Origin of the sequence: Pelobacter seleniigenes DSM 18267 (assembly GCF_000711225.1) — a bacterium.
In the GTDB taxonomy this organism is placed as follows: Bacteria; Desulfobacterota; Desulfuromonadia; order Desulfuromonadales; family Geopsychrobacteraceae; genus Seleniibacterium; species Seleniibacterium seleniigenes.
The window spans coordinates 2,104,338-2,129,432 of sequence record NZ_JOMG01000002.1; the positions used below are offsets into that span (position 1 = coordinate 2,104,338).

Sequence of the window (25,095 nt, forward strand, 5' to 3'; positions counted from 1 at the left end):
GGAAACTGCCAACGTTCCCGCCCGCGCTTGCATGAACCAATAGCAGGGCGAAGGTTATTTCCGGCGCAACTTGATGCCTTGGTGGGTCAGCTCGATCAGCCCCTGCTTGTAGAGCCCGCCAACAGCTTTTTTAAACGCTTTCTTACTCATTCCCAGCCGGTTTTTAATCAGTTCCGGCGGACTCTGATCATGGAGCGGCAGGGATCCCGTGGCGGCCAGGGCCTCCATGATTGTTGCGCTGGCATCGTCTATCCCTTCTTTCCCGGTGCGCCGCAGGGAAATGTCGATGCGATTGTCCCCCCGAATCCTGGCCACGTAACCGGTGGTCCGGTCCCCTGTCTTCATCCCGGTCGGAATATCGTTGCGGTAGAGTAACGCCTCGTAGGTATGGTTGGCGATGACTTTGGCGCCAAGATCGGTGAAGGCCCAGATCAGCACCTCCACTTCGTCGCCCGGTTGCAGGTCCCGATTCTCTTTGACCAGAAACTTCTCCAGGCGACTTGAGGCAATCGGCCGGTTCTGGTCATCCAGGCAAATGCGCACCAGGTAATGCCGTCCGTCGAGCATTTTCCGGGCCTGTTCGCTGAACGGGGCGAGCAGATCCTTGTCCAGTCCCCAAGCGAGAAAGGTTCCATGGGGGCCGCTGCTGCGCGCTTGCAATTGGACGAATTCGCCGACCTGGGCCAGGGGCATGCTGGTGGTAGCCGCCAATTGATTGTTGCGATCAAGATAGACAAACACCGCCAGGTCCATGCCGGGCGCAAGCTCACGGGGGCATTCCCGGCTGGGAAGCAAAAGTTCAGGTCCGGGCGTTGCCAGCCAGGCCCCGCGGGAATCAATGCGGGCGATTTTAAAATTATAGCGATAACCGGGTAAAACCATAAAAATACCTTTCTAGCGGGACTGAACTCTGCCAATGCAGAGAAATCCCAGGATGCAGACAACGGCCAGCAACAGCAGGAACCCGCTCCACCCGAAATGGCGATAAGCAATTCCGGGTGCAAAGGAACCGACGCTGCCGCCGGAGTAATAAAAAGCGACATAGAGCCCGTTGGTCAGGCCGCGGTATTCTTGCCCGGCCAGTCGATTGACCAAGCCGGATGCCGTGGAATGAACCAGGAACATGGCGCCACAAAAAAGAAACATCATGGCGAACAGCAGCCAGATCTGGGCGCTGCCCAGCCCAAACAGCGTGCAGCCCAGACAGAACAGACCCACTTTGACGGTTCTGATCTCGCCCTTGATCCAGGCGACAAAGCGCGGTGCGCCGAGGGAGGTGACAATCCCCATCATATAGCCTGAATACATCAGGCCGATTCTTAATTCATCTGCCTGGGCGCTAAGCTCGGTGAGCCGGAAAGGCAGGAAGTTCATGACCGCCGCAAAAATCAGGAACAGGCAGAAGATCGCCAGATAAATGGGCAGAAAGCCGGGTTTGCGCAGTACTTCCAGCATCGCCTGCGGTTGTGGACGGACCAGTTTCGGCGGCCCGCCCGTCGGGAGTTTGAAGAGGGTCGCAAAGCCGAGCAACAGACTGGCGGCCAGCACGATAAAGCTGAACCGCCAGCCAAACAGGTTGGCGATCAGGCCCGAGGTCGCGCGCCCGGCAAAACCGCCGAAGATGGTGGCCGCAATGTAAAGCGCCATGACCCGCTGCACGGTATCCGCGGAAGACCGCCCGGAGAGGTAGGTCATCAGCGAGGTCAGGATCGCCGGCACCAGCAGCCCCTGGAGCAGGCGGATCAGGATCAGTATTGAAAAGCTGTTGGTGGCGGCAAAGAACAGTTCCGAGATCGCCAACAACGGAACGGCCCATTTCAAAACCCGCACCGGGGAGACCGTTTCGAGCAGATAACCGTAAGCCAGGGGGGCCAGCGCCAAGGGGATAAAGGTGACGGTTGTCAAGGCCGCCGCGGCCTCGCGACTGACTGCAAATTCCCGGCTTAATACCGGCAAAAGCGGCTGCGGAGCATAAAGAGCCGAAAGCACAAGAATTGTATTCAGGATAATCGGCAGCAGGTCCGAATTTTTTCGCAACAGCATTGTCTTGGCTCTCGGGATGGGTTTATTGTTATTTCCTGTAGCAGAAACCCGATCTGCTGTATAGCAAAAAGGCGCCTCCTCAACAGGGTCTGGAGTTGGAGCGACCCTCATTAATTTTAATACCTGTAACCCGATAACCATCACATTTTCAGTTTGGGTTGCTGTTGCGCCCGGCGAAGGGTGCTTGGCAGCGCAAAGGGGAATGGGACATGCAAAAAAAAGATAGCAGGACAGAGGTTGATGATTGCAGCGAAAAACAATGTTACCTTGAATCTCCGCCAAGTCGCAAACGTGCCTGGCTGCGCAGATTGATCATGCTCGGCATGCTTGGCCTGTTACTCTGGTTTTTTAACAGTTATCTGGAGGTCTTCCCGGCGAGCAACGAATCCTGCTCCTGGTGTCGGCTTGCCCGTCCCGTCGACCAGCCAGGTGACGAGGTCGGGAACATGGCCCGGCCGGGGCGTTTGGTCCATCTGTCCTGACGGGCTGTGGACGAAAATTACCCTGGAGCCTTTCCTAAAGGGACATCCCTTTGCTCCGCTTTTACAAAATCACCGCATAACAACCCGTCCCCCGATTCTGTCAACATATCCCTGGGTTCTGAAGAACCTTTTCAGCTCACTCAGAGAGGTCCCCGGTGTTTCCCCGGTTTGTTTTCGGGCCGGTCTTGTTTGCCCCGTGCGCGGTAGCCCCACCTCTGGAAACGCCATAAAAATGATCATGAATATCATTTTCCTTGGAGGTTGTGATTCTGGTCACAGATCTTCCTCCTCTTTTGCCCTAAATTTCCGCCATTCCATCGCTAGTTTTTATCCGGAAACGGCCCTTTTCCGCTGTGGCGGTGTCAATCTGCGGGTTTCTTGGGCGGCGTAATGGACTACGCCTCCACGCAACCCCTTGATTTCCTTACCGCAACGGAAAATTGCTCGTTTCCAATCTAAAAGCTTAGCCGTTGCCCTTTGGAGTTTCCGGATGACAACTCGCTAGCTTTTAGAGCCGTTTGTGACCGGTCAGCCGGTCTTTCCTGGCCGCTTCCTGGAGCGGTTGCGGCAGAAAATTGCCGGGGTCCTGCCTGTCGGTCAGGGCTGAATATCATCAAATCTATTTCAAGAGGAAGGTTGTTTTATGCGTTTTTCAGTCGTTTTTATGCTGGGGGTGTTGTTGCTGTTGACCACGAATGCGGCAGCGGATGATGAGCTGTTGTCGAGTCGGGTAGCTGCCTTGGAAGATTCTCTGCAGCACAGTTTTCTCAACAAGGTGGCTCTGTCCGGGCTGGTTGAGGTCGAAGCCGGGTATCGCTCTGGTTTTGACGATGCCAAGGAGAGTGATGTCGACCTGACCAATGTCGAGCTGGGCCTTGAGGTCGAGCTGACCAGCTTTGCCTCTGCTTTTGTCCTGGCCAAGTGGGAAGAAGATGGCGGGGAAGGGGTGTTCGTCGATGAAGGAGGGATCCTGCTCGGCAATCTTGAGCAGGCGGGCTTCTCGGTTAGCGTCGGTAAGCTGTACGTTCCATTCGGGGTTTTTGAAACCGCCATGGTTAGCGATCCGTTGACTTTGGAATTGGGCGAGACCCGGGAAGGGGCCGTGACGGTCGATGTCGCCGGCGGAGGATTTTACGGATCGGTCTATGCCTTTAACAGCGCCGTTGGAGACAGTGAAGATGACGACATGTTGGATGCTTACGGACTCAAGGCCGGCTATGCTTTTGAAGGCAGTGTCGTAACCGCCGATCTGTCGGTGGGCTATATCAGCAACCTGACGTCGTCAGGAGGGTTCTCCGACTATCTGGCCGACGAAGGGATTGACCTGATTGATGATTACAGTGCCGGGGTAACGGCCAGTGCAGTGGTCAGCGTTGCTGATGTGACTCTGATCGGCGAATACCTGACGGCTTTGGACAACGACTACCTGGCCGGAGCAGATGATCAGCCGGCGGCCTGGAACCTTGAGCTCGATTATAACTTTACTCTTTCCGGTCAGCCGACCGTGCTGGCGGTGGCTTATCAGGGAACGGCCGAAGCGGCGTTTCTGGGCTTACCCGAGCTGCGGGTACTGGCGGCGCTGAGTTATGAGATCACCGCGGGGCTGGGGGTTGCCCTCGAAGTCTCCCATGATGAGGATTATGATCAGGCTGATGGTGGCAGTGGTGAGACGGCCGATGCCGTCATCTGCCAGCTGGCGGTGGAGTTCTGACCCTTAACCCGGCGGCGGGTGCCCAAAAGCAAAAGCAGGTTGTTGCAGCGAGGTCGGGAGTCGCGTACTTTTCCCGACCTCGCATAACCGCAGGGGCTGGGCAGGAATGGTTTGTTCCGTTCCCGGTTTGGTGGGTGGAGAAAGATTAAATATGTTGACTCTGTTGGCAGGGTTGCATAAGTTATGATAATGAATTTCAATTTCCTGGAAATGTTCGCCATTTTGTCGGGCATTATTTATAGCTAGTTGGCATCCGGAAACTCCGGATGCTAACGCATAAGTTTTCAGATTGGAAACGAGCAATTTTTCGTTGTGGCAAGGAAATCAAGGGCTTCTGCGGAGGCGTAGTTCTTTACGCCGCACAAATAAGCCCGCAGATTGACACCGCCACAGCGGAAAAGGGCCGTTTCCGGATGATAACGAGCTTGGTGAGCTGAATGAACGCTGGATTACAACACAACAATGGTCTTGGCGGTACAAGCTGCTGTCAGCAGTTGAATTGCCCGCCACAGCAAACCGGGCGGGACCTGACTTGGGTCGATCTGGTCGGGTTTTACCCCGCCCCGCAGGAATGTCTGGCGGCTTTCCTGGTCTCCTCTGCAGCCGAGGTCCTGGCCGGGGTCAAACCTGCCAACCTGATCCGCATGGTCAAGCGAACCCTGCCCTGTGGCCGTGCCATGTATCCGCTTTGGCAGGAATATGGCGCGGCATTGCTGAAAAAGTCAGCCCTCGCGGCGCTTCCCCTGCGGGATGATAATGACGGCCTGTTACTGCTGCTGTATCGGCCCGATTTGCTGCAAACGCGGCTTTCCGGGCGGACCATGCAGGCTTTTCTGGAGCGCTGCGGTTATCCCCGGCCATTAACCGTGCAGAGCAGCCTGCTGCATCTGCAGCAACGCTTTCAGGTTAGTGGCTCGCCGGATGAGGTCGGTTTTTTCCTGGGCTATCCGGCCAAAGATATCAAGGGCTTTATGAATGGTCGGGAAAAACCCTGGCAAGGGCGCTGTTTATGGCGGGTTTACGGACCGCCGCGGCGGAGTCTGGATCTGTACCGGCGCTTTTGCCGTGAGCGGTCCAGTGTGACCGCGCGCCTGGTTTCCGGCTGCTGTCCCCGGGACCTGCTGGTGGCGGCCTGATATGCACAACCAGGACATTGCTTTGCTGGCCGCAGCTCCCTTGCTGGCCGGAGTCAGCGCAGCAGAGGTCAGCGCTTTTGCTGAGGCAGGCCGCCATCGGGTGCTCAAAGGGCGGTTTGGACGGATTCCCCCCGAAGAGCTGTCCCAGCGGCTGTTTTTTGTGCTGAGCGGGGAGGTCAAGATGATCCAGCTGGCTCCCGATGGCCAGGAATGTCTGCTGCAGCGCGTCGGACCGGGAGAGTTTTTCTGTCTGTCGTCGGTGATTTCAGGTTTCTCCTGCCACAGTGAAGGAGTCAGTGCCGGGACAACCCAGATTCTTTCCTGGGGGCAGGACTATTTTCGGACCTTCATGCGTGGCAATGCCCAGATCTACAATAACCTGCTGGCGCAGATGGCTTCGCAGGTGACTCGTGAACGCGAACTGCGCACGCTGTCCCGTTGTTGCAAAGCTGATGTCAAGGTTGTTGCCTACCTCCTGCATAAAATCAGAAACGGCCAGTGCTGTTCGCAATACGGCAAGACGGTTGTTGATTTGCGGCCGATCAATGTGACGGCCCAGGAACTCGGCGTGGCTCGGGAAACCCTTTCCCGTTGTCTGCAACGGTTGGTCGACAGGCGTTGTATCTCCTATCAGCGCGGGCTGGTCAAAATTTCCGAGCTGGACAGGCTGGAGGCAGTGCTGGATGAAGACGACTGCAAGTGCAGTTGTCTGTAGACCGGTTGGCGGATAACGCGTCTCGCCCTTCTTTCCATCTCTTCTTCACCTATCTGCTCAGCTGAAAAATTCTTTCCAGGCGTGACCTGGGTCACAACAAGACCTTGCGAACTGGATTAATATGAAAATGAATTTCAAAATTAGTTTGATTCTTTAACCATAAAGGAGTCGAAGATGAAGGTTGGTATTTTTTACGGAAGCACGACCGGTAATACCGAGCAGGCCGCTCACAAAATGGCAGCTTATTTTCCGCAGGCAGAAGTGATGTCGGCCGCGGACGGCAGTGACCTTTTTGCCGATTATGACCTGCTGATCCTCGGCAGCTCGACCTGGGGGCTCGGTGATCTGCAGGATGACTGGGATGCCGCAATCAATAAGTTACGCGCCAGTCAGCTCAGCGGCAAACCGGTTGCCGTCTTTGGCCTGGGTGACCAGTCCGGCTATCCGGACACTTTTGTCGACGCCATGGGGGCGTTGTCCCAGGCAGCTCAGGCCGCCGGTGCCCATCTGGTCGGGGCCTGGCCGGCTCAGGACTACGATTGTCTCGCCTCGGCCGCACTGGACGGTGACCATTTCTGCGGTCTGGCCCTCGACGAAGAGAATCAGGGTAACCTCAGTGATGAACGGATCAAACTCTGGTGTACCCAGATCGCCAACGAGATTGCCTGATAACGGGCCATGCTACGGCCTGTCCGCTTGGCTCGGGCAGGCCGTGAATTTTTTTATCAGGAGGGCGTATGACCGTGTTGATTGTCGGTGCCGATCGCATCAAAGCATTTGAACCCAAGCTCAGACAGTGGGGGGCCAGTGATATCCTGCATTGGTCGGCACGGAATACGCGGTGCTCGAAATGTGTTATTCCCCAGAAGACCGACCTGGTTATCTGCTGTACCGATTTTCTCAATCACAATATGGCCAAAAAGGTCAAGCAGCAGATCAAAGAGCGTTGTTTGCCGGCGGTTTACTGTCGTCGGGCCTGGTGTGACATGGAAAAGGAATTGAATAAGTTACGGGCCGAGGATGTCGCCGGTAATAACGCTTGCTGCTGGGCAGACAAGTGTCTGCAGTGTGCCTGTCGGAAAGCCGACAGTTGACCGTTGGCAGGCGGTTACAGCCTGCCCGGTCCAGGGACAGACACTCAAACTCAAAGGCGTTCTTCTGAATGCTTTATTCCACGAGGCGGAGAAGGCAGCTGCTTGGTTCCGGTCTGCTCAGTTCCCTGAATGAATTTTTGCATCAACCTGCCAGTGCAGCCGATTGAGCAGGGCGGTCCCGAATCGACCGGGGCCGCCCCTGTGGTTTGCAGCAACGCTTCACATCTGTTTGATCAGTTTGGCTAGAATCTCTCCCAATGCGCTGGTCTCCTGCGGGGTCAGGACCGAGGTGATCTCTTCGGTCAGCTGCAGATGGTATTCATGATGGCTGACGAAATGTTCGCGTCCGGCCGCGGTCAGCTCAATCAGGTAGGAGCGCCGATCGCTTTCATGGGGCTGCCGCCGGAGCAGCCCTTTCTGTTCCAGTTTATCCACCATCACCGTCAGACTGCCGGTGGTAATCCCCAGCTTTTCCGCCAGTTCCTTCATTCGCAGGGACTGCTCATGACCAATGATCTCGATCGCGTGAATCTGCCCCGGGCTTAATTCACTCCCTTTCACCACCGCATGTTCCCAGCTGGAGAGTTTCTCGTAAAATTCGATAATCTGCTGGGTCAATTGCTTCATCGGCAGTGCTCCTAAGCGATATTGGAATAGAGGGAATACCCGGAAAAGATGATCGTAATCACACCCGCACTGCGCATCAACGCGCTTTCAACCCAGTCCTGGGAGAGTTTTTCCAGCCTGCGGGCCACCCGGAATATAGCATAGATCACCCCCCCGACGGCAATGGCTGTGGTCAGGGCATAGATGGCAAAAATGGCCGTTGCTTTCAATGCGCTGCCGCTGTCCAGTGCGTAACCGTACATGATGGCGACGGTCGGGCAGGGGAAGATCATATTGACAAAGCCGATCCCGAACAAGGCCAGGCCGGTCAGTTTTTGCCTGGGGAGGGCAACGGTTCCCTCTCCGGCCACATGATAATGGGCATGACTGTGGCCGTGCTGATCATGCTGGTGATGATGATCGTGGTCATGGTCATGGTGATGCAGCAGGTCGGGCTTGATCAGGAGCAGCAGGCCCAGCACGATCAGCAGGCCGGACATGCCGAGATCGACCCAACGTTCAAAGGAACTGGGAATGATGGTGGAAATGGTGCCCAGGGTCAGGCCAAGGACCAGGCAGGCGCTGGCGGTTCCAGCCACGAAAGAGCCGGTCAGAAAAGCGACTTTCCTACCCTGTTTCTGTCCCACTACAAAAGGCGCCAGGACCAGCCAGCTGTGACCACACGGATTGATGCCGTGGACCAGACCGAGGATCAGGCTGCTCTGCAGAGCAACCCAGAAGAGTGTATCGAAGACCATTACAAAAGATCCTTTCCATAAAAAATTGGCAGTTGCCGCAAGGTGACACAGGTTGGTTTGAAAATCAAGTAGTTTGATTGTCAAATAATTTGAATGTCAATGTAGATTAACGGGAAAATTTTTCATGCTGCTTTGACGGGGTACGAAAAATGGGGTAAATTCTTAGCGTTGACTGATAACCGCATGGGGGAGTCGGTTATGCTGGTGACCGCTGTTTCGGCGAACTTTCCGGGGACAGCGGTTTTTTAGTATCGAGTTGCCGCTGGCCGGTCATCCGAACGGTGGATTTTCAGAAAGAAGGAGTGGCAATGGATTGGCAGATTCTGTATTGGCATTGGCTGGTGTTCGGGATGATTCTGATGATTGCGGAAATCTTCATCCCTTCGTTCACCGTCTTCTGGTTCGGCCTGGCGGCCCTGGCCATGGGGCTGCTGAGTCTGCTCGGGGTGAGCCTGCCGCTGGCCGGAGAGCTGTTTTGCTGGGTGGTGCTGTCGATCCTGTTTACCCTGGCCTGGTTCAAATGGATCCGGCCCAGGGCCATCGACCGGACCAAAGCCGGGCTGTCGCGCGAGGCGGTGGTCGGTGAGCGGGGCATTATCATCAGGGTGCCCGGTACGGAACGGCGGGGCGAAGTCCGTTTTAGTGTCCCTTTACTGGGGGCCGATACCTGGCCCTGTCTGGCCCAATCCCAACTGCGGGAAGGGGATTCGGTCATGGTCAAGGATGTCTTCGGCAATGCGTTGTTGGTTGAACCGATCGGTTCTGTTGGAGAGCCGGCTCAACCGCTTGAAAAATAACCTGCTTACGAAAAAAATAAGGAGTTTCTGATGGCCGGATTGGTCTTAGTGGTGGTGTTTGCGGCAATGGTGATTATCACCATCGCATTGGGGGTGAGGCTGGTTCCGCAAGGGTCCAAGTTTGTTGTGCAACGGTTGGGGAAGTATCTCAAGACCCTTAATCCGGGGTTGAATATCATTATCCCGTATATCGATACCGTGGCCTACAAGGTCAGCACCAAGGACCAGATCATCGACACCTCGCGCCAGGAATGTATTTCTCTGGACAATGCGGTCCTGCAGGTCAATGCCGTGGCCTTTATCAATGTGATTTCCCCGGAAAAGGCGGTTTACGGGATCGAAAACTATCATCTGGCCATCCAGAACCTGGTGCAGACCACCCTGCGCTCGATCATCGGGGAAATGAAACTGGACGATGCCCTGAGTTCACGGGATCAGATCAAGGCCAAGCTCAAACAGGGGATTTCCGACGACCTGGCGGACTGGGGCATCACCCTGCGTGGGGTGGAAATTCAGGACATTAACCCGTCCGACACCATGCAGCAGGCCATGGAAGCCCAGGCCGCGGCCGAACGGCAACGGCGGGCCACGGTCACCCGCGCCGAAGGGGACAAGGAAGCCGCAATCCTCGAAGCGGACGGCCGCCTGGCCGCAGCGGAACGTGATGCCAAGGCCAAGGAGGTGCAGGCCGAAGCCTCCAAAAAAGCGCTTCAATTGGTCCTTGAATCGGCCGGGACCGGCCATGAGGAGATTGCCATCGGCTATCTGCTCGGGGAAAGTTATATCAAGGCCATCCAGCAGTCGGCCACCAGCCAGAACGCCAAGACGATCCTCCTGCCCGCAGATCTGCAGGCCTCGATCCGTGGTTTGATCGGCGGCTTGCAGGCTAAATAATCAATCTCGGCAGGCTCTAACAGGCTGTTGAAGCCGATTTATCCCGCGCTTTTCCGGTTGAGAAGGGGACAGACGATTGCCCCTCCTCAACCGTCAGCAATGGCCTCCCGCCTCAGCGTTTCGCCAACTTTTCAATGTTTTCCAGAATCTGCTCGATAAAGCGTTGATAGCTCTCCGGGTAAAAGCCCAACCCTTTGAAGGAAGTCTCCCCCAGATAGGGAATCCTGGGGCCATCGCCGGCAAACTTTAACGGCCCGATTTGCCACGCCAAAGTGGACCTCGTTACCGAAAGCTTTAGAACCCGTCGCCAACCAACGGCGCCGCTAGGGGCGCTGAGACGGGCAGAGAAAAGCCCGGCCAAAATCGACCGGGCGGACAGCTTTGTTGGGCTTAGACCCATTGATAAATTTCTTTGTTGTGTTGTTCGCTGCAGTTGCCACAACAGGAGCCTTCGCAACCTTCTTCGGCGATCAGGCGGACCTTGCCTTTGCGGATCCAGTGTTCGAGCAGGCCGCGGACCGCATCCGGCTGCATGTCGAAGTGTAGGGCAATATCGGTTAACGGGGCTATTTTTCGTTCACTTAAGTAGCGTTTGACTTCGCTTGGGGTCATTATTTTCTCCTCAATCAGGTTGTTGAAAAAGTCCATCCCTGGCCTTTTTCAAGCTCGGTGGAGAGTCGTGCGATTTCCTCCACCTTCCAAAATCAATGGTTTGAAAATCGGCATTGATTTTGTTTGCCCAGCCATGGGCTCAGGCGGATTGTTTTTCAACAGCCCGCCTGAGCTGTATTAACTTTTGGCCGGTATCGCCAGTCCTGCCGGGGCCTTTTCCTTGCCCATCGAGCGCATCACCAGGATGACGATAATGCAGAACAGGGCGCAGCTGAGCAGCCATAATCCGGAGAACAGTGGATGGCGGGCGAAGGTTGCGAGCTGATAAAAGGACGTCGCAGCAATGTAGGCCAGCCCGGTGGTCCAGGTTGCCACAAACGCGGTCCAGCGGAAGTTGACCTCGCGGTAGACCGCAGCCATGGCCGCAACGCAGGGGAAATACATCAGAATGAACAGCAGGTAGGCAATGGCGCCGATTTTACCATCGAAAAGATGGCCCATGGCGCCGAAGGTGCCGGCACTGACCGCTTGCTCTTCAGCGGCAAGTTCAATGGAGTCGGTATCGCCGATACTCAGGCCAAGGGGATCAGTCAGGGTGTCGGCGACTCCGGCCAGGTTGGCCGGAATGGTGGCAAACGCTTCCTGTAAGGCAGCGGTCAGGCTGAAAGCGGTCTCTTCTGCCGGAGCCTCACCGGTGGCTTGGGCGGCCTGGTCTGCTTGCGTTTCGTTCTGCAGGTAGATGGCATCCAGCGTTCCGACCACCGCTTCCTTGGCAAAAATCCCGGTGAAGATCCCGACGGTTGCCGGCCAGTTATCCTGGGAGATGCCCATGGGTGCAAACAGCGGGGTAACGGTGCGGCTGACCGAGGACAGAATCGATTCGTTGGTGTCGTCATGGCCGATGGTGCCATCAACCGCCATGGTGTTAAGCAGCGCCAGCAGCGCCACCATCGGGATAATGACCCGGGTGGCCTTGAACATGAAGGATTTGAGCCGGTCATAGGTTCGTAGCAGCACGGATTTCACGGTCGGAACATGATAGGGGGGCAGTTCCATGACAAAGGGGGTGATCTTCCCTTTAAGCAGGGTATGCTTGAGAATCAGCCCGGTCAGGACAGCAAAACCGATGCCGGCCAGATAGAGGAGGAACACCATGTTCTGACCGCCGGTGGGGAAAAATGCCGCGGCAAACAGGGCATAGACCGGCAATCGGGCACCGCAGCTCATAAACGGATTCATCATGATGGTCAGGGTCCGATCGCGCTGGTTTTCCAGGGTCCGGGTGGCCATGATCGCCGGCACGTTGCAGCCGAAACCGACCAGCATCGGGACAAAGGCCTTACCCGGCAGGCCGAGCAGGCGCATGATGCGGTCCATGACAAAGGCAGCCCGAGCCATATAGCCCGATCCTTCCAGAATGGCCAGGGCCAGGAACATGAAGGCGATGGGCGGAATGAAAGTCGCCACGGTTTGAATCCCGCCACCGATCCCCGTCGCCACCAGGCCGAGCAACCAGTCCGGGGAATGGACGGCGGTCAGCAGCTGCCCCATCCCGTCGACAAACAGCGCGCCAGCGGCAATATCGAAGAAATCGATAAAGGCACCCCCGACATTGATGGTAAACATGAAGGTCAGGTACATCATCAACAGAAAAATAGGCAGCCCCAGCACCCGGTTGAGCACGACCCGATCAATTTTTTCTGTCATATTCTGGCCGATCTTGGTGCTGTGTTGGACGCATCCCTCGGTCAGCCAGTTGATGAAACCGTAGCGGGTGTCGGCAATGGCGATGTCTACGTCTTCGACCAATTGCTCTTCAAGCTGTTGCTGTTCCCGCTGCAACAGGTCTTTCTGGGCCGGATTCAGCCGGGCAGCTAATTCACTATCCTCTTCCAGCAGTTTGATGGCCAGCCAGTTGGCGGGAACCTTGTAGAACGTCGCCAGTTCCGTGACCGCTGCGGCAATGCGATTGGCCGATTCCTGAATGGTCACCGGGTAGACGACCCCGGTTTTGGGTGGCTGGGAGGTTTCCGCATAATCATGGATGGCCTCTTTGAGGATTTCCAACCCTTGTTTTTTGGACGCGGAAATCGGCACCACGGGAACACCCAGACGCTGGGATAGCTCTTTGGTGTCGATATCGATGTTTCTGGCCCGGGCGACGTCGATTTTATTGACCGCAATCAGCAACGGGATTCTTAACTCGAGCAATTGCGTGGTCAAATACAGGTTACGTTCGATATTGGAGGCATCGACAATATTGACGATGAGATCGGCATCCTTGGAAATCAAATAGTCGCGGGCCACTTTTTCATCGGTGGAATAGGCGGACAGCGCATAGATTCCGGGGATGTCGACGACATCAAAATCGTGGCCGGCATAACCATAGGTCCCGGTTTTCCGGTCGACAGTGACCCCCGGCCAGTTGCCGACCATCTGATGAGCACCGGTCAATTCGTTAAACAGGGTGGTCTTTCCGCAGTTGGGGTTGCCGGCGATGGCTATTCTCAAATTATTCATGACTGCTCACTCCTTTCAACCAGAACCGCATTGGCCTCTTCCCGCCGCAGGCTGAGGGAAAAACCCCGGACACTGATTTCAATCGGGTCGCCCAAGGGAGCAACGCGCATCACTTGAAACTTGATCCCCTTGGTCAGGCCCATGGCCAGAAGTTTGGCTCGATACTCTCTGGCGCCCTTTTCGAATCCGCTGACGACGGCGTGATCTCCGACAGCGAGGTGTCCTAATCGGTTTGGCATATTTTTTCTCCTGATCGATATTGATAACGGTTTTCAAAGATATTGATGTTGATAATCGTTGTCAACAAAAAATATCAAAGTAATTATAACTATTTAAGTAATGTATGCTGTTGCAAAGATCCTTTGAGGACAGGGGATCACTTTGTTTATGCAGAGGGTGAATTCTTGTTCGTCGGCTTTGAATCTGCTTGGCAGTGAGCGCCGCCGCAACTACAACCACCGGTTTGGGTGTACTTGCGGAAGGAAACGTAGGCGGTCCCAATCAGCAGCAGAAGCAGCAACAATGTCAGCATGGTCAGCTCCGTTTTGGGTAAATTCGGTTCTATCCGGTGGAGTCTCTCTGTTTAAATAACACTAACAGGCTTAAGATTTACGGCACTCTGCCGGCCAGCACAGGGTGAGGCGGCGTCATGTATCGGTGCAGTGTTGTTCTCAGGATGTCTGATCAGAGAAGGGAAATCTGTGACCTGAGTCACAAAAATGAAAATCTTTTTCAAGACTGTGAAAAAGCGCTCGTGGGAGAATCTTCCACCGCCAGGAATCTTCTTACGTTGCCGTCCGCTGGCTCCGATAGTAATTCATCAGCCCGTTGGTCGAGCTGTCATGGCTGGTTACGGTGCCCTGCTGACTCAGCTCCGGCAAAATTTTCGTGGCCAGCTGCTTGCCGAGCTCGACCCCCCACTGATCGAACGAGTTGAGATCCCAGATTGCGCCCTGGGTGAAGATCTTGTGCTCATAAAAAGCGATCAGAGAGCCGAGGGTAGCCGGGGTGAGCTTTTTGAACAGGAAGGAGCTGCTGGGCCGGTTGCCGGGAAAGACTTTATGGGGCAGGAGCGCTTCGATCCGTGCTTGGTCCATGCCCTCCTGCTCCAGTTCTGTTCTGACTTCCTGGGCGGTTTTGCCCTTCATCAATGCTTCGGGCTGGGCGAAAAAATTGGACAGCAACAGCTGATGGTGATCACCAAGGGGGTTGTGACTTTCAATGGGGGCCAGAAAGTCCGCCGGGACCAGCTTAGTTCCCTGGTGAATCAGCTGATAAAAGGCATGCTGGCCGTTGGTGCCGGGTTCGCCCCAGATAATCGGGCCGGTTGAATAGTCGACCTGTCGACCTGCTTTGCTGATCCGTTTGCCGTTGCTTTCCATGTCCCCCTGCTGAAAATAGGCGGGAAAGCGGTGCAAATACTGATCATAGGGGAGAATCACATGGGAGTCTGCGCCGAAGAAGTTGTTGTACCAGATCCCCAGCAGGCCCATCAGGACCGGAATGTTTTTTTCCAACGGGGCGGTGCGGAAATGTTCGTCAACCCGATGGGCACCGGCCAGTAATTCTTCAAACCGCTCCATGCCGATAAACAACGCGATGGATAAACCGATGGCCGACCACAGGGAATAGCGGCCGCCGACCCAGTCCCAGAATTCGAACATGTTGGCCGGATCGATGCCAAAGGCGCTGACCGCAGCGCGGTTGGTCGACAGGGCGGCGAAATGCTTGGCAACAGCGTGTTCATCCTGGCCGTTGCTGAGCAGCCAATTGCGCGCCGAGTGCGCGTTGGCCATGGTTTCCTGGGTCGTGAAGGTTTTTGAGGCGACGAGGAAGAGGGTGGTCTCCGGGACCAGTTTTTTTAAAGTCTCAGTCAGATGAGTGGCGTCGACATTGGAGACGAAATGAACCTTGAGGCGCTCATGGCCGTAAGGTTTGAGGGCTTCGGTGACCATCAGCGGGCCGAGGTCGGAGCCGCCGATACCGATATTGACAATGTCGGTGATCTGTTCGCCGGTGGCCCCGCGCCAGTCACCGTTACGTACCCGGGCGCAGAAGCTGCGCATTTTTTCAAGGACCGCATTGACCTGTGGCATAACATCCTGCCCATCCACTTTGATCGGCCGGTTGCTGCGATTGCGCAAGGCGACATGAAGGACGGCCCGCTGCTCGGTGGTGTTAATCTTGGCTCCGCTGAACATCGCCTCAATTTTGGCTTTGAGCTCGGCCTGCTCAGCCAAGGCACACAGCTTGGCGATGGTTTCGGTGGTAATACGGTGCTTGGAATAGTCGAACAGGATGTCTTCAAACTGCAGGGAAAAGGTTTCGAAACGCTGTGAGTCCTCGGCGAACAATTGACGCATATGCAGCTTTTCAATTGTACGAAAATGATCCTCAAGAGCGCACCAAGCCGGGGAGCCGGTCAGTTCAGGCATGACTATCCTTTCCTCTGGCAGCGGTTGTGGCTGAAGTGGCCGATCCTCATTCAATCTCGGCCGGCAGCTATTTTTTGGCTTTCATAATAGTATCATAAGATTCATTGATTTCAGCCAGCCGGTCATTGGCAAATTTAATGAATTCGGGCGGCAGTCCTTTTCCTTCGATCTTGTCAGGATGGAATTCGGTAGCCTTCTGGCGGTAGGCCTGTTTGATTTCAGCAGTGGTCGCATCTTCAGAGACACCGAGGATTTCATAGTGTTTCGCCAGGCTGATCGCACTGGTCTGCTGGCGGCCGACATAGCGGCCATAGAGCGACTGATACATGCTTTCCTGAATGCGGAAAGCGTTTTTGGCTTCCTGCAGCATGATTTCTTCCTGCGGGTGCAGGTTGCCGTCAGCCATGGCGACTTCGAACAGAAAGCTCATCATAAAACTGCACAGCTGCTGGTCATGGGCAAACAGCTGACCAAACTGACGGGCATAGTCGGCGAAACTCTGCGGGCTGTCCTTGGCCTGGGTGAAAACATTGATCGCGTAAGCCCGGGTTTGCGGATCGAGGCCGAGGGCCTCCTTGGAAATTTTTTCGATGGCGGCAATTTCATCCGGGCAGACCCGGCCGTCGGCTTTGGCGAGTTTGCCGACCATGGAAAAAGCGGCCGTAAAGAAAATGGCCTGGCGCTGCTGGGCCTGGTTGAAGCCACCGACGCCGTGGCCGCTACGTCCTGGCAGGGTCTGGGTGTTGCCCATGCTGGCACCGATAGCCGCGCCGATGATGGCACCAAACGGCCCGGCAATCATGGCCCCGAGACCGCCGCCGATAATTCCTGATAACCAACTCATAATCCGTTCCTTGGTTCTGATGGTGACATTTAATTCATGACAGTATCTGCTAAAGTAGATCATAATGCGGGATATGCAGGGTTGCTGCAAGGATTTATACAAAGAAAAATCAATTGCCAATTTGGTGCCATGTCAATGATTTCGACAGGAGCGGTGTTGTGAAAGTATCAGTTTTGAGGCGATTGTGGGTCACCTTCTGCAGTGGCGGAATTGCTTTTTATGCTTGTGTGCTCAACAAGTTTCGGATTCATGGGGTCAAAAATATTCCGGCGCAGGGCGGGGTCTTGTTGCTGGCCAACCATATTTCCGGTTACGACACGGTTTTTATTCCCGCCGCCGTGCAAAAAGCTTTTCCTTTGCAGATGGTTTGGGCCCCGGCAAAGGAAGAGTTGTTCAAAAATCGCCTGCTCGGAGCCATTTTTCGTTCCTGGGGAGCCTTTCCGGTCAAACGGGGGCGGGATGTGCGGGCCGGGAAGAAATTAGGAACACTGCTCAGTAGTGAAAAAGTGATGCTGTTCCCGGAAGGGACCCGGCATAAGGATGGTGACCTGGGTCGGGGCAACAGAGGCGTCGGTAAGTTGATTTATGAACATCGGCCGGTGGTCATCCCCACGGCTCTTAAAGGGATCAACCGCTGGAAATTTTTAAAGACCGGGCAGCAGGGGAGCATCAGTTTCGGTCAACCCCTCGATGTTGCCGATCTGTTCGAACTGGAGGATAAAAAAGAGACCCATGTCCTGATCGTCGAACGGGTCATGGAGGCGATAGCCATCGAGCTGACGAAGCACTGAGCCTGCTGACCCGTCCACGACCTGCTTCCATTTATAACGAGCAAAAGATGTTATACTGCCAGAAACGGGCTGCACGAGAAGCTATCGCAATAGGGGGGTCTATGGCTTTGTTCCGGCACGGTGGCAAGATCAATGTGATTTATAAAAACGGCATCAGGGATCGGGTTAGCCCGGCTTTGCTGACGACCCTGCTTGAGGCTGGCCAGGTCGCTTCCTTCGAGCGCACCGACGGCTGGGTCTTTGTCGGGAGAGACCCGATTCGTAAAACGGGTCAGCCCGTCTATCCGGGACCCGAAAGAAGGTTGTGCTGAACGGAGGGTGCGCTTACCAATGTGCTCCTGGGCGGGTAATGGGGTGACGGTATTTTGCCTGGTTGTCGACACTTTTCCCCACTGTGTAGATCCCGACGATAAGCAGACCGACAATGAAAATCAGCACCAGCAATTTAATAACGTCTTTCTTCATAGTGCTCATCTTAATCCTCCTGACACCTTTTCGGCATTTTTTTTGAAAAAATTTAGTTCAGCAGAATTATTATTGCCCTATTGTGCAGAGATGATCTGTTTTCCGACGTCGGGGATTTTTTTATGTGCGGATCAGCCCGGAACGGAAAGTCGGACGATGAGCAGGAGCTTTTCCCTGGGCAGATTTTAAATTTGGCTTCATTTTTGCTTCGATCTAAAAAATATGCGCTATTTATTTCGAGGAATCCGTTCAAAATTCATCATCATCTATCTTCTGCTCGGATTAGCTCCGTTGCTGCTGATGAGCTATCACTCTTCTTATGTGGGAGCTGTCAGCCTGGAGAATCTGTCCAGCCAGCAGATGACAAATCTGACGGAAAAAACTGCCAGCCAGGTCAATCAGCAGCTGACTAATATTTATAAAGACCTTGATCTATTGGCAAACTATCCCTTTATTCAGCTGGCATTTCTGCAGTTCAACTTCGGGCAGCGTTTGGCGACGGTCGAGCAGAAACTGTTGCGCTACAAAGCACAGAATCCACTTTATGCTCGTATCAGCCTGATTACCTTCGACGGCGAATTAATTCTGACCGTACCGGATGACAGCTCCATGCAGATTTATTCAAAAATTGACCCGATCAGACTGTTTAAGGCCAGGGGGGTCGATACCTTTACCTCCGGTGTCCTGCTAGACCATCCCGAAGGACCGTTGCTGTTGTTCAGTAAAAGAATTTTTGACTTTGAAGACTCATTCAGACCCGTCGGACACTTAACTTTTTATGTCAAACTTGACTCTTTGACGCGCTATATCGAAGAACTCACACCGGTTCCCGGGACCGTCGGTTTTGTTTTCGATCATGCTTTGGGGCAGGTGATCAGTTCTGGTCGTTTAACTAAAGAGCTGCGGGAAACCATTGCCACAGAGGCGGAAAAAAGGCAGGCGGAAAAAAGTTTCAAGGTAGGTGAAAACAGGTTTTATTGGGCGCATATCGATGACTTGGATTGGACTATTGGCCTGGTCATGCCTGAACAGGCTTTGCTGGGCAGCATCACCAAACTAAAATTCAGCAGCCTGGCATTTTCGGTGCTGGTGGCCGTTATGGCGTTATTAATTACCTTATATCTGGTCCGACGCATTACCGACCCCATAGCACAACTCATGCGTGGCGCTCAGGAATTCAGTACCGGAAACCTTGAGCACCGGATCAAGATTCGCGGCGAGGGCGAACTTCGAAGGCTGGGGGAAGAGTATAATGCCATGGCCAGCCGGCTGAAAGCACGCGAGCGGCAGATCATCCAGGTTGATCGGCTGGCCTCCCTCGGAATCATGGCAGCTGGAATTGCCCATGAAGTCAGAAACCCATTGGCCGGCATCAAAAGCTGTGCTCAACTGATGCAACGTAAAGCCATTTCCAATGAAGTTGAATCCCTCGCTCAAGGGATCAATGTCGAAATTGACCGTCTTGACCAGATCGTCAAGCATTTGCTGGATTTCGCCAAGCCAGGCGAAGCAGCCCTGCAGCCGGTTGCGCTTGGGGACCTGATTGACGAGATCGTTATAATGGTTGGCAAGGCCTTGGATAAACAGGGGGTCTTTATTGCTACAGACATTCATCCTGTGCCGGATGTGCTGACTGACTCCGGTCAGGTTCAGCAGATTCTGTTGAACCTGATCCTCAACGCCGCCCAATCAATGGCCAACGGAGGAGAAGTTAAAATCATTTTGCAACCGGAACAGGATCAGGTCACGCTAAGCGTCCGGGATGCGGGATGCGGCATTGCAAAAGACCACCTTGACCGCATCTTTGATCCATTTTTTACAACCCGTCTGAGTGGCACCGGACTGGGACTTTCTGTTGTTCATTCTCTGATGAAGCAAAATAATATTCGTTGGAATGTAACCAGTAAGGTGGATTATGGGACGCAGTTTGACCTGTATTTTCCCTTGCCGTCCCAAGAGGTTTGATCTCTATGGCCCACATCCTGATCGCTGATGATGAAAAAATTTTAGCCCAATCGCTGGGGATGTTGTTCCGAGATGAGGGACATCAGGTTGAAATCGCTCTGACCGGAGCCGCCATGTTAAGCAGCGCTGAGCATAGCCCTCCGGACGTCATATTACTTGATCTGCGCCTGCCGGATTGCAGTGGACTGGATGCCTTACGCAAGATCAAACAACAGCTGCCCGAGGTCATGGTGATTATGATGACGGCACATGGTGACACCGCGACCGTGGTTGAAGCGGTCAAGCGTGGTGCTTTTCACTATGTTAACAAGCCCTTTGAGCTGGATGAAATAACTTTGCTTGTCAATAAGGCGTTAGAGCAACAAAAACTTAAAGCAGAAGTGGTTTTTCTCCGGGAACGAAGGGAAAGTGCGGGCGGGCTTGAAGGGATGGTCGGACGTTGCCAGGCAATGAGTCAGGTCTTTGAGAAAATTCGTCTGGTGGCAAAAGCGGGAGACAGTGCCGTGTTGGTGACGGGTGAAAGCGGTACGGGAAAGGAATTGGTTGCGGGGGCATTGCATCGACTCAGTGAGCGCCAGGAACAGGCCTTTGCCGAAGTCAATTGTGCCGCTATCCCTGATAGTTTGTTGGAAAGTGAGCTGTTTGGGCACGAAAAAGGCGCGTTTACCGATGCCCAAACCCGGAAAAAAGGATTAGTCGAACTGGCCCAGAACGGAACCCTGTTTTTGGATGAGATTGGAGAAATGCCACTTCACCTGCAGGCCAAATTGCTGCGGTTTCTCGAAAAAAAATCGTTTCGCCGGCTTGGCGGCACGGTCGACCTGCAGGTCAATGCCCGCATTATCGCGGCCACCAATCGTAATCTTCCGGAGCTGGTCAAGTTACATAAATTTCGCGAGGACCTCTATTACCGACTTAATGTCATCCCGGTTCATCTACCACCGTTGCGGGAACGAGGCGAAGATATCCTGATTCTCACCGAATATTTTCTTGCCCAGTTTTCTCAACGCTTAGGGCAACCGTGCAAACAACTTGCTCCTGCAACGGAGGATGCCTTTATGAGCTATCTCTGGCCGGGGAATGTCCGCGAGTTAAAGAACATGATAGAACGTCTGGTGATCTTGTGCCCCAGCCAGATCATCCCGCTGGAGCAACTTCCAGCCGAGTTTCTCCAGTGTGACCATGTGCTCACCCAGGTGGTCGGTCAAGGCTTCAATATTGACGATCATCTATTGTCTTTAGAGCGGCAACTGGTCCTTGAAGCGTTGGAAAATGCACAGGGAAAAAAAATACTCGCAGCTGAGCGTTTGGGGGTCAGTCGTCATGCCTTCAAAAGGAAATTGCAAAAATTGGGACTGGCCGGAGGCAGTGAGGATAGTGTTTAAGACTTGGCTGTACCTGCTCATTTTTCTTAGCTTGCCTGCAGCGGCATTCTCGGCTCGCCTGTTTCCCAGTATTGCGATGTTCGAATGGCAGGGGGACGGAATCGTTGAAAAAGGGTTCCGTGACGGTTTGCAGAAGTTTTTTCCCGATGCACGTTTTTATGTCTATAACCTGGCCGGGGACGAGAACTTGTTGCCTTACTATTTAAAGGCGGCAAAAGAACGCCAGCATGATCTGTATTATGTTTCCGGGACCGATTTGACGCGGCGTTTATTAGCCCTGGAAAAACAACATACAGTCGTTTTTACTATGGTTCAGGCGCCAGTCGAAGAGGGGTTGATCGCCAGTTGGCGGTCTTCTGAGAACAATGCGACCGGAATCAGCAACAGTGTGCCACTTCTCAACCAGTTGAAGGCTCTGAAAAGAATAAGGGATTTCCAGCACCTGGGAGTCCTCTGGCAGCCGAATAACCCTGAATCCCGGCAACAGGTTGACGAATTGTTCCGCCTGCAGCCGTTTCTTCATTACCAACTCCATAAGATCAATCTCCTGGAGATGTCAGACAATGTGGTTTTGTCCCCAGAAATTTTGAGCACTTTGGATTCTGTCTATATTACAAATGCCCCGTTGTTCAAACATGTTGGTGATAAAATCATCTCCCAGCTTAATGAGGCACGTATCCCAAGCCTGACAGCGGATATGACCTTTGTGACCAGCCAGGGTGCTCTGTTGGGGCTAGTTCCAGATAAATATCGCATTGGCCGGCTTGCTGCGTTGAATGCCCAAAAGGCTTTGCAGGGCTTTCTCCCGGAACAGATTCCCAGCCGTAGTCTTGATTTTTTCATGGTTGTCCTCAATATGCAGACTGCCAGAAAAATCAGGGTCCAGGTTCCATTCTCGCTTTTGGTTATTGCCGATACCATTATCCATTAATATGAGCGCTTTCCGCTCGGCAAGAGATCGCTTTCCGCTCGTCATTTTCTTTTTGTCTTATTGTTTCACCGGAACAGCCTGTTTTTAAAAAGTTATTTTTATTGGCATTGCATTTGCTCATACTTGTTTGCTGAGCAGCATATCGTCATATTCCAAAGGAGGAATAAATGTCACTCCGTCGTCCGCTCAGCCCCCTATGGGTTGCCCTTGCGGTGTCCGTTTTTATTGTTGCTCAAGCTCCATCGCCGGCACAGTCCAGGTCTCTGATTTTGGCAACGGCCAGTACCGGCGGGGCTTATTTCCCGGCAGGAGTCGCGATCTCGGCGCTGCTGAATTCAAGACTCACCGTAAGCGATAACCTTGTGGTGACTGCAATCAACACAACGGGCTCTGGAGAAAACATCCACCTGCTAGCCGAAGGGGAGTGTGACCTGGCCATCCTTTCCGGGGTCTATGCTATCCAGGCGTACCGGGGCATGGGCTTTTATACTGGGCGGCCCATGAAGAATATGGCTGTGGTTGCAATGCTCTGGAATAACGTCCTCCACGTCCTGCTGCGTAATGAATTTGTGAAAAATGGTGATCTCAGTGACTTAAAAGGGCTGGTAGATAAATTTTCCCTCGCTGCTCTTGACAGTGGGGGCATCAACTCCGATCAGGTGATTTTTGATGCCCTGGGAATTATCAAAGACCAGGATTTTATAGCTGAATATATGGGATTTCTTCCATCTGTTGATGCCATTTTGAAAAAGCAGATTGGCGGTGCCGCTTTTACTGCCGGGGTCCCAATCGCAGCCGTATCCAGATTATTGGCCAGTGAGGGCGAACAGCTTTCAATATTAAATGTCACGGACAGGCAACTGGCAAAAATCAACGCCGATTATGATATCTGGACCCGCTACCCGATTAAAGCCTGGACCTATCCTGGCCAGAATGAGGATGTCAGGACCATAGCCTACCCGAACATACTGGTTGCTTCCAATCGTCTGTCCGACGAGGACGTTTATCTGATTACCAAATGTATTTTTGAACGGTTGCCACAATTGGCAGAATTTCTTGAAACAACGAACGCCGAGGCTCTGGTGCGAGCTCTGGACGGTATTGACCTGCCGCAACATCCCGGAGCGCAAAGATATTATCACGAGTTGGCGGAGTCGTTTTCACAATAACGACTGGCAAGTTTGAAGATGGCGCGGGGTCCCAGCAACAATAGCATTGCTATTGAGAATCGATATCGATTGGATTGATGAAGGGGCTGACCAATAGCTGGTTCTTGCTACGGGGCAGTCATTTAAGCAGGTTAACGATCTATTGAAGTGTGAGAAAGGAGTTTCACCGTATGAGTCGAAAACTGTCGTTTCTAAGCCGTCACTTTTTAATGGGCCTGCTGGTTCTGGCATTTTGCCTACCCGCACAACAGTCCGCAGCTGCGGATAAATTAAGGATCCGGGCCGCTGCAAATGTTCCTGCCGCCGACCTTATGGCCGATAGCATGAAGCATTTTCTGGACATTCTGAAAGAAAAATCAAACGGTCAGATTTCTTATGACTATTTCCCGGGCGGGGTGCTTGGCTCGATCAGGGAGGTTCATGAATCGATGAAAGGTTATGCCATCCACATGTTTGCCGGGACCGTCGGGGACCTTGCACCCTATGACAAGCTCTGCGATATCGGAAATTTCCCATATCTTTATACCAGCGCGGAAGAAGGCAATAAGGTCTGGGAGAAAATCGGCCCTGAATTTTATGATGATCTGGCGACCAGGTCGGGCTGGCGGGTTTTATACACCTGGGTTGGTGCCCCGCGTGATATCACTGCCAAAAAACCGATCAAAACTCCGGCTGACATGAAAGGACTGAAAATCAGGGTTCCGAACTGGCCGATTTTTATCACCTATTTCCAGGATAAACTGGAAGCTTCACCGACCGTCGTTTCCTTTGGGGAACTCTTCTCCGCATTGAAAACCGGTGTCGTTGATGCCCAGGAAAACCCCGTTTATCGCAATATTGCTTCCGGTTTCTATGATGTGACGCCCTACAATATCCAGACTCACCACGCCTTTGACCTGAATGATGTTCATGTTACGGAAGCTTTCTGGCAAAGCCTGTCCCCGGAACAGCAACAATTGTTTAAAGATGCAGCCAAGGAAGCTCGCGAATGGACTCTGCAACAAAGTGAAAGCAAGATGGGACAAAGTATTGAAGAAGCCAAAGCCAAGTTTGGAGCAAAGATGGTCCAGCCCGATGTTGAGGCTTTCAAAAAAGCAGCCGAAGGGCTGGAAGAAGAATACCCCTATCTAAAAGATATGGTTGTCAAGATTCGTGCATTAAAGCTCTAAATTGATTGATCTTGCCGCCATGGGACGACCTGTGGCGGCAACTTTATACAGGAGGTTCCTGTGAAGGCTTTGCTGAAATTTTCCGAATTTTGTGACGGCCTCAATCGTCAGATTGCCAGGCTTTCAGCGTTTATTCTTTTTGCCATGCTCATCTTCAGCTCCTTTGCGGTTTTTTTTCGTTATATCATGGGAGACGCTCTCAATTGGGCAGAAGATGTTTTGTTGCCCGCCTTTGTCTGGGTTTCCCTGCTTGGGACGAGTGTCGCATTCCGCTATAAATCGCATATCTGTGTTGATTCGATTCAAAACCTGATGCCTGCTTTGCTACAGCGGCAACTGAATCGATTGATTCAACTCAGCATTCTCTCTTTCTGCATTTATTTGAGCTTTCAGGGAGTCAAAGTCGTGCTTGCAACAAGGGGAATGCCGTGGGGCATACTGCAGCTGCCACCAACGTATTTTTACGTTTCTTTCCCCATTTCATTTTTCGTGATCTTTCTTTATGCCCTGGATGATTTTTTGCGGAGTCTGGTTCCGCCAAGCTTTGTTCCTGAGGACTGACACTTTTCTGGG

At 53.4% G+C, this 25,095-nt stretch carries 27 protein-coding genes; 16 read left to right on the forward strand and 11 right to left on the reverse strand.

Annotated features, from left to right (window positions below; all coding sequences use genetic code 11):
- Window positions 1-54: 54 nt before the first annotated feature.
- On the reverse strand, window positions 55-882 hold the full coding sequence (locus tag N909_RS0112445) for a CvfB family protein (RefSeq protein ID WP_029915559.1): 828 nt from the start codon (window positions 880-882) through the stop codon (window positions 55-57).
- Window positions 883-894: 12 nt separating this feature from the next.
- On the reverse strand, window positions 895-2,043 hold the full coding sequence (locus N909_RS0112450; RefSeq protein ID WP_029915561.1) for an MFS transporter: 1,149 nt from the start codon (window positions 2,041-2,043) through the stop codon (window positions 895-897).
- A gap of 209 nt (window positions 2,044-2,252) precedes the next feature.
- Between N909_RS0112450 and N909_RS0112455 the strand changes: the two genes are divergently transcribed.
- The 6 genes from N909_RS0112455 to N909_RS0112495 all read left to right on the forward strand — a co-directional run bounded on the left by N909_RS0112455 (window position 2,253) and on the right by N909_RS0112495 (window position 7,181).
- On the forward strand, window positions 2,253-2,525 hold the full coding sequence (locus tag N909_RS0112455; RefSeq protein WP_029915563.1) for a hypothetical protein: 273 nt from the start codon (window positions 2,253-2,255) through the stop codon (window positions 2,523-2,525).
- A 643-nt stretch (window positions 2,526-3,168) separates the two neighbouring features.
- Complete coding sequence (locus tag N909_RS0112470) at window positions 3,169-4,236, forward strand: LbtU family siderophore porin (protein ID WP_029915565.1); 1,068 nt, start codon at window positions 3,169-3,171, stop codon at window positions 4,234-4,236.
- 437 nt (window positions 4,237-4,673) lie between these two features.
- Entirely contained in the window at window positions 4,674-5,372 is a 699-nt protein-coding gene (locus tag N909_RS0112480; protein WP_051689733.1) for a DUF3793 family protein, read from the forward strand.
- A 1-nt stretch (window position 5,373) separates the two neighbouring features.
- Window positions 5,374-6,087 carry a Crp/Fnr family transcriptional regulator gene (locus tag N909_RS0112485; RefSeq protein WP_029915569.1) on the forward strand — a complete coding sequence of 238 codons (714 nt, stop codon included), beginning with the start codon at window positions 5,374-5,376 and terminating at the stop codon, window positions 6,085-6,087.
- A gap of 174 nt (window positions 6,088-6,261) precedes the next feature.
- Window positions 6,262-6,756, forward strand: coding sequence for a flavodoxin (locus tag N909_RS0112490; RefSeq protein WP_029915571.1), 495 nt, complete (start codon window positions 6,262-6,264; stop codon window positions 6,754-6,756).
- 68 nt (window positions 6,757-6,824) lie between these two features.
- On the forward strand, window positions 6,825-7,181 hold the full coding sequence (locus tag N909_RS0112495; RefSeq protein ID WP_063336395.1) for a DUF2325 domain-containing protein: 357 nt from the start codon (window positions 6,825-6,827) through the stop codon (window positions 7,179-7,181).
- Between the two features lie 219 nt (window positions 7,182-7,400).
- On the opposite strand, the gene N909_RS0112500 is transcribed toward N909_RS0112495, so the two are convergent.
- The gene (locus tag N909_RS0112500) at window positions 7,401-7,808 is read right to left on the reverse strand and encodes a MarR family winged helix-turn-helix transcriptional regulator (RefSeq protein ID WP_029915576.1); all 408 of its coding nucleotides are present in this window, start codon (window positions 7,806-7,808) and stop codon (window positions 7,401-7,403) included.
- Window positions 7,809-7,819: 11 nt separating this feature from the next.
- A complete protein-coding gene (locus N909_RS0112505) occupies window positions 7,820-8,545 on the reverse strand; it encodes an urease accessory protein UreH domain-containing protein (RefSeq protein WP_029915578.1) in 726 nt (241 codons plus the stop codon).
- A gap of 308 nt (window positions 8,546-8,853) precedes the next feature.
- Here N909_RS0112505 and N909_RS0112510 point away from each other — a divergent pair, with 308 nt between their 5' ends.
- Both N909_RS0112510 and N909_RS0112515 read left to right on the forward strand, forming a co-directional pair.
- Window positions 8,854-9,342: an NfeD family protein gene (locus N909_RS0112510; RefSeq protein WP_029915580.1), complete on the forward strand. Its 489-nt coding sequence runs from the start codon at window positions 8,854-8,856 to the stop codon at window positions 9,340-9,342.
- A 30-nt stretch (window positions 9,343-9,372) separates the two neighbouring features.
- Complete coding sequence (locus N909_RS0112515; RefSeq protein WP_029915582.1) at window positions 9,373-10,236, forward strand: SPFH domain-containing protein; 864 nt, start codon at window positions 9,373-9,375, stop codon at window positions 10,234-10,236.
- A gap of 112 nt (window positions 10,237-10,348) precedes the next feature.
- On the opposite strand, the gene N909_RS25715 is transcribed toward N909_RS0112515, so the two are convergent.
- The 6 genes from N909_RS25715 to djlA form a co-directional block, all read right to left on the reverse strand.
- Window positions 10,349-10,507 (reverse strand): hypothetical protein, encoded by a 159-nt coding sequence (locus N909_RS25715; RefSeq protein ID WP_155005932.1) that lies wholly within the window; start codon window positions 10,505-10,507, stop codon window positions 10,349-10,351.
- Window positions 10,508-10,626: 119 nt separating this feature from the next.
- Window positions 10,627-10,848 (reverse strand): FeoC-like transcriptional regulator, encoded by a 222-nt coding sequence (locus N909_RS0112525; protein ID WP_029915584.1) that lies wholly within the window; start codon window positions 10,846-10,848, stop codon window positions 10,627-10,629.
- A gap of 177 nt (window positions 10,849-11,025) precedes the next feature.
- Entirely contained in the window at window positions 11,026-13,368 is a 2,343-nt protein-coding gene (gene feoB / locus N909_RS0112530) for a Fe(2+) transporter permease subunit FeoB (RefSeq protein WP_051689734.1), read from the reverse strand.
- Window positions 13,365-13,607: a FeoA family protein gene (locus tag N909_RS0112535; RefSeq protein ID WP_029915588.1), complete on the reverse strand. Its 243-nt coding sequence runs from the start codon at window positions 13,605-13,607 to the stop codon at window positions 13,365-13,367. Before N909_RS0112535 ends, feoB begins: the two co-directional genes overlap by 4 nt.
- Before the next feature lie 546 nt (window positions 13,608-14,153).
- Window positions 14,154-15,803 (reverse strand): glucose-6-phosphate isomerase, encoded by a 1,650-nt coding sequence (gene pgi, locus N909_RS0112540; RefSeq protein WP_029915590.1) that lies wholly within the window; start codon window positions 15,801-15,803, stop codon window positions 14,154-14,156.
- 67 nt (window positions 15,804-15,870) lie between these two features.
- Complete coding sequence (gene djlA / locus N909_RS0112545; protein WP_029915592.1) at window positions 15,871-16,647, reverse strand: co-chaperone DjlA; 777 nt, start codon at window positions 16,645-16,647, stop codon at window positions 15,871-15,873.
- A gap of 158 nt (window positions 16,648-16,805) precedes the next feature.
- On the opposite strand from djlA, the gene N909_RS0112550 reads away from it, so the two are divergent.
- Entirely contained in the window at window positions 16,806-17,438 is a 633-nt protein-coding gene (locus N909_RS0112550) for a lysophospholipid acyltransferase family protein (protein WP_029915594.1), read from the forward strand.
- A 101-nt stretch (window positions 17,439-17,539) separates the two neighbouring features.
- A complete protein-coding gene (locus N909_RS0112555; RefSeq protein WP_029915596.1) occupies window positions 17,540-17,749 on the forward strand; it encodes a GSU3473 family protein in 210 nt (69 codons plus the stop codon).
- A 13-nt stretch (window positions 17,750-17,762) separates the two neighbouring features.
- Here the strand turns inward: N909_RS0112555 and N909_RS25720 are convergent, their stop codons facing one another.
- Complete coding sequence (locus tag N909_RS25720; RefSeq protein WP_155005933.1) at window positions 17,763-17,912, reverse strand: hypothetical protein; 150 nt, start codon at window positions 17,910-17,912, stop codon at window positions 17,763-17,765.
- Window positions 17,913-18,125: 213 nt separating this feature from the next.
- On the opposite strand from N909_RS25720, the gene N909_RS0112565 reads away from it, so the two are divergent.
- The 6 genes from N909_RS0112565 (at window position 18,126) to N909_RS0112590 (ending at window position 25,083) form a co-directional block, all read left to right on the forward strand.
- A complete protein-coding gene (locus N909_RS0112565; protein WP_029915598.1) occupies window positions 18,126-19,868 on the forward strand; it encodes an ATP-binding protein in 1,743 nt (580 codons plus the stop codon).
- Between the two features lie 5 nt (window positions 19,869-19,873).
- A complete protein-coding gene (locus N909_RS0112570) occupies window positions 19,874-21,253 on the forward strand; it encodes a sigma-54-dependent transcriptional regulator (protein ID WP_029915600.1) in 1,380 nt (459 codons plus the stop codon).
- Window positions 21,246-22,184, forward strand: coding sequence for an ABC transporter substrate-binding protein (locus N909_RS0112575; protein WP_029915601.1), 939 nt, complete (start codon window positions 21,246-21,248; stop codon window positions 22,182-22,184). Before N909_RS0112570 ends, N909_RS0112575 begins: the two co-directional genes overlap by 8 nt.
- A 167-nt stretch (window positions 22,185-22,351) precedes the next feature.
- Window positions 22,352-23,353, forward strand: a complete 1,002-nt coding sequence (locus tag N909_RS0112580; protein WP_029915602.1) for a TAXI family TRAP transporter solute-binding subunit — start codon at window positions 22,352-22,354, stop codon at window positions 23,351-23,353.
- Between the two features lie 170 nt (window positions 23,354-23,523).
- Window positions 23,524-24,522: a TRAP transporter substrate-binding protein gene (locus N909_RS0112585; protein ID WP_029915603.1), complete on the forward strand. Its 999-nt coding sequence runs from the start codon at window positions 23,524-23,526 to the stop codon at window positions 24,520-24,522.
- Window positions 24,523-24,582: 60 nt separating this feature from the next.
- Entirely contained in the window at window positions 24,583-25,083 is a 501-nt protein-coding gene (locus tag N909_RS0112590) for a TRAP transporter small permease (RefSeq protein ID WP_029915604.1), read from the forward strand.
- Window positions 25,084-25,095: the final 12 nt, after the last annotated feature.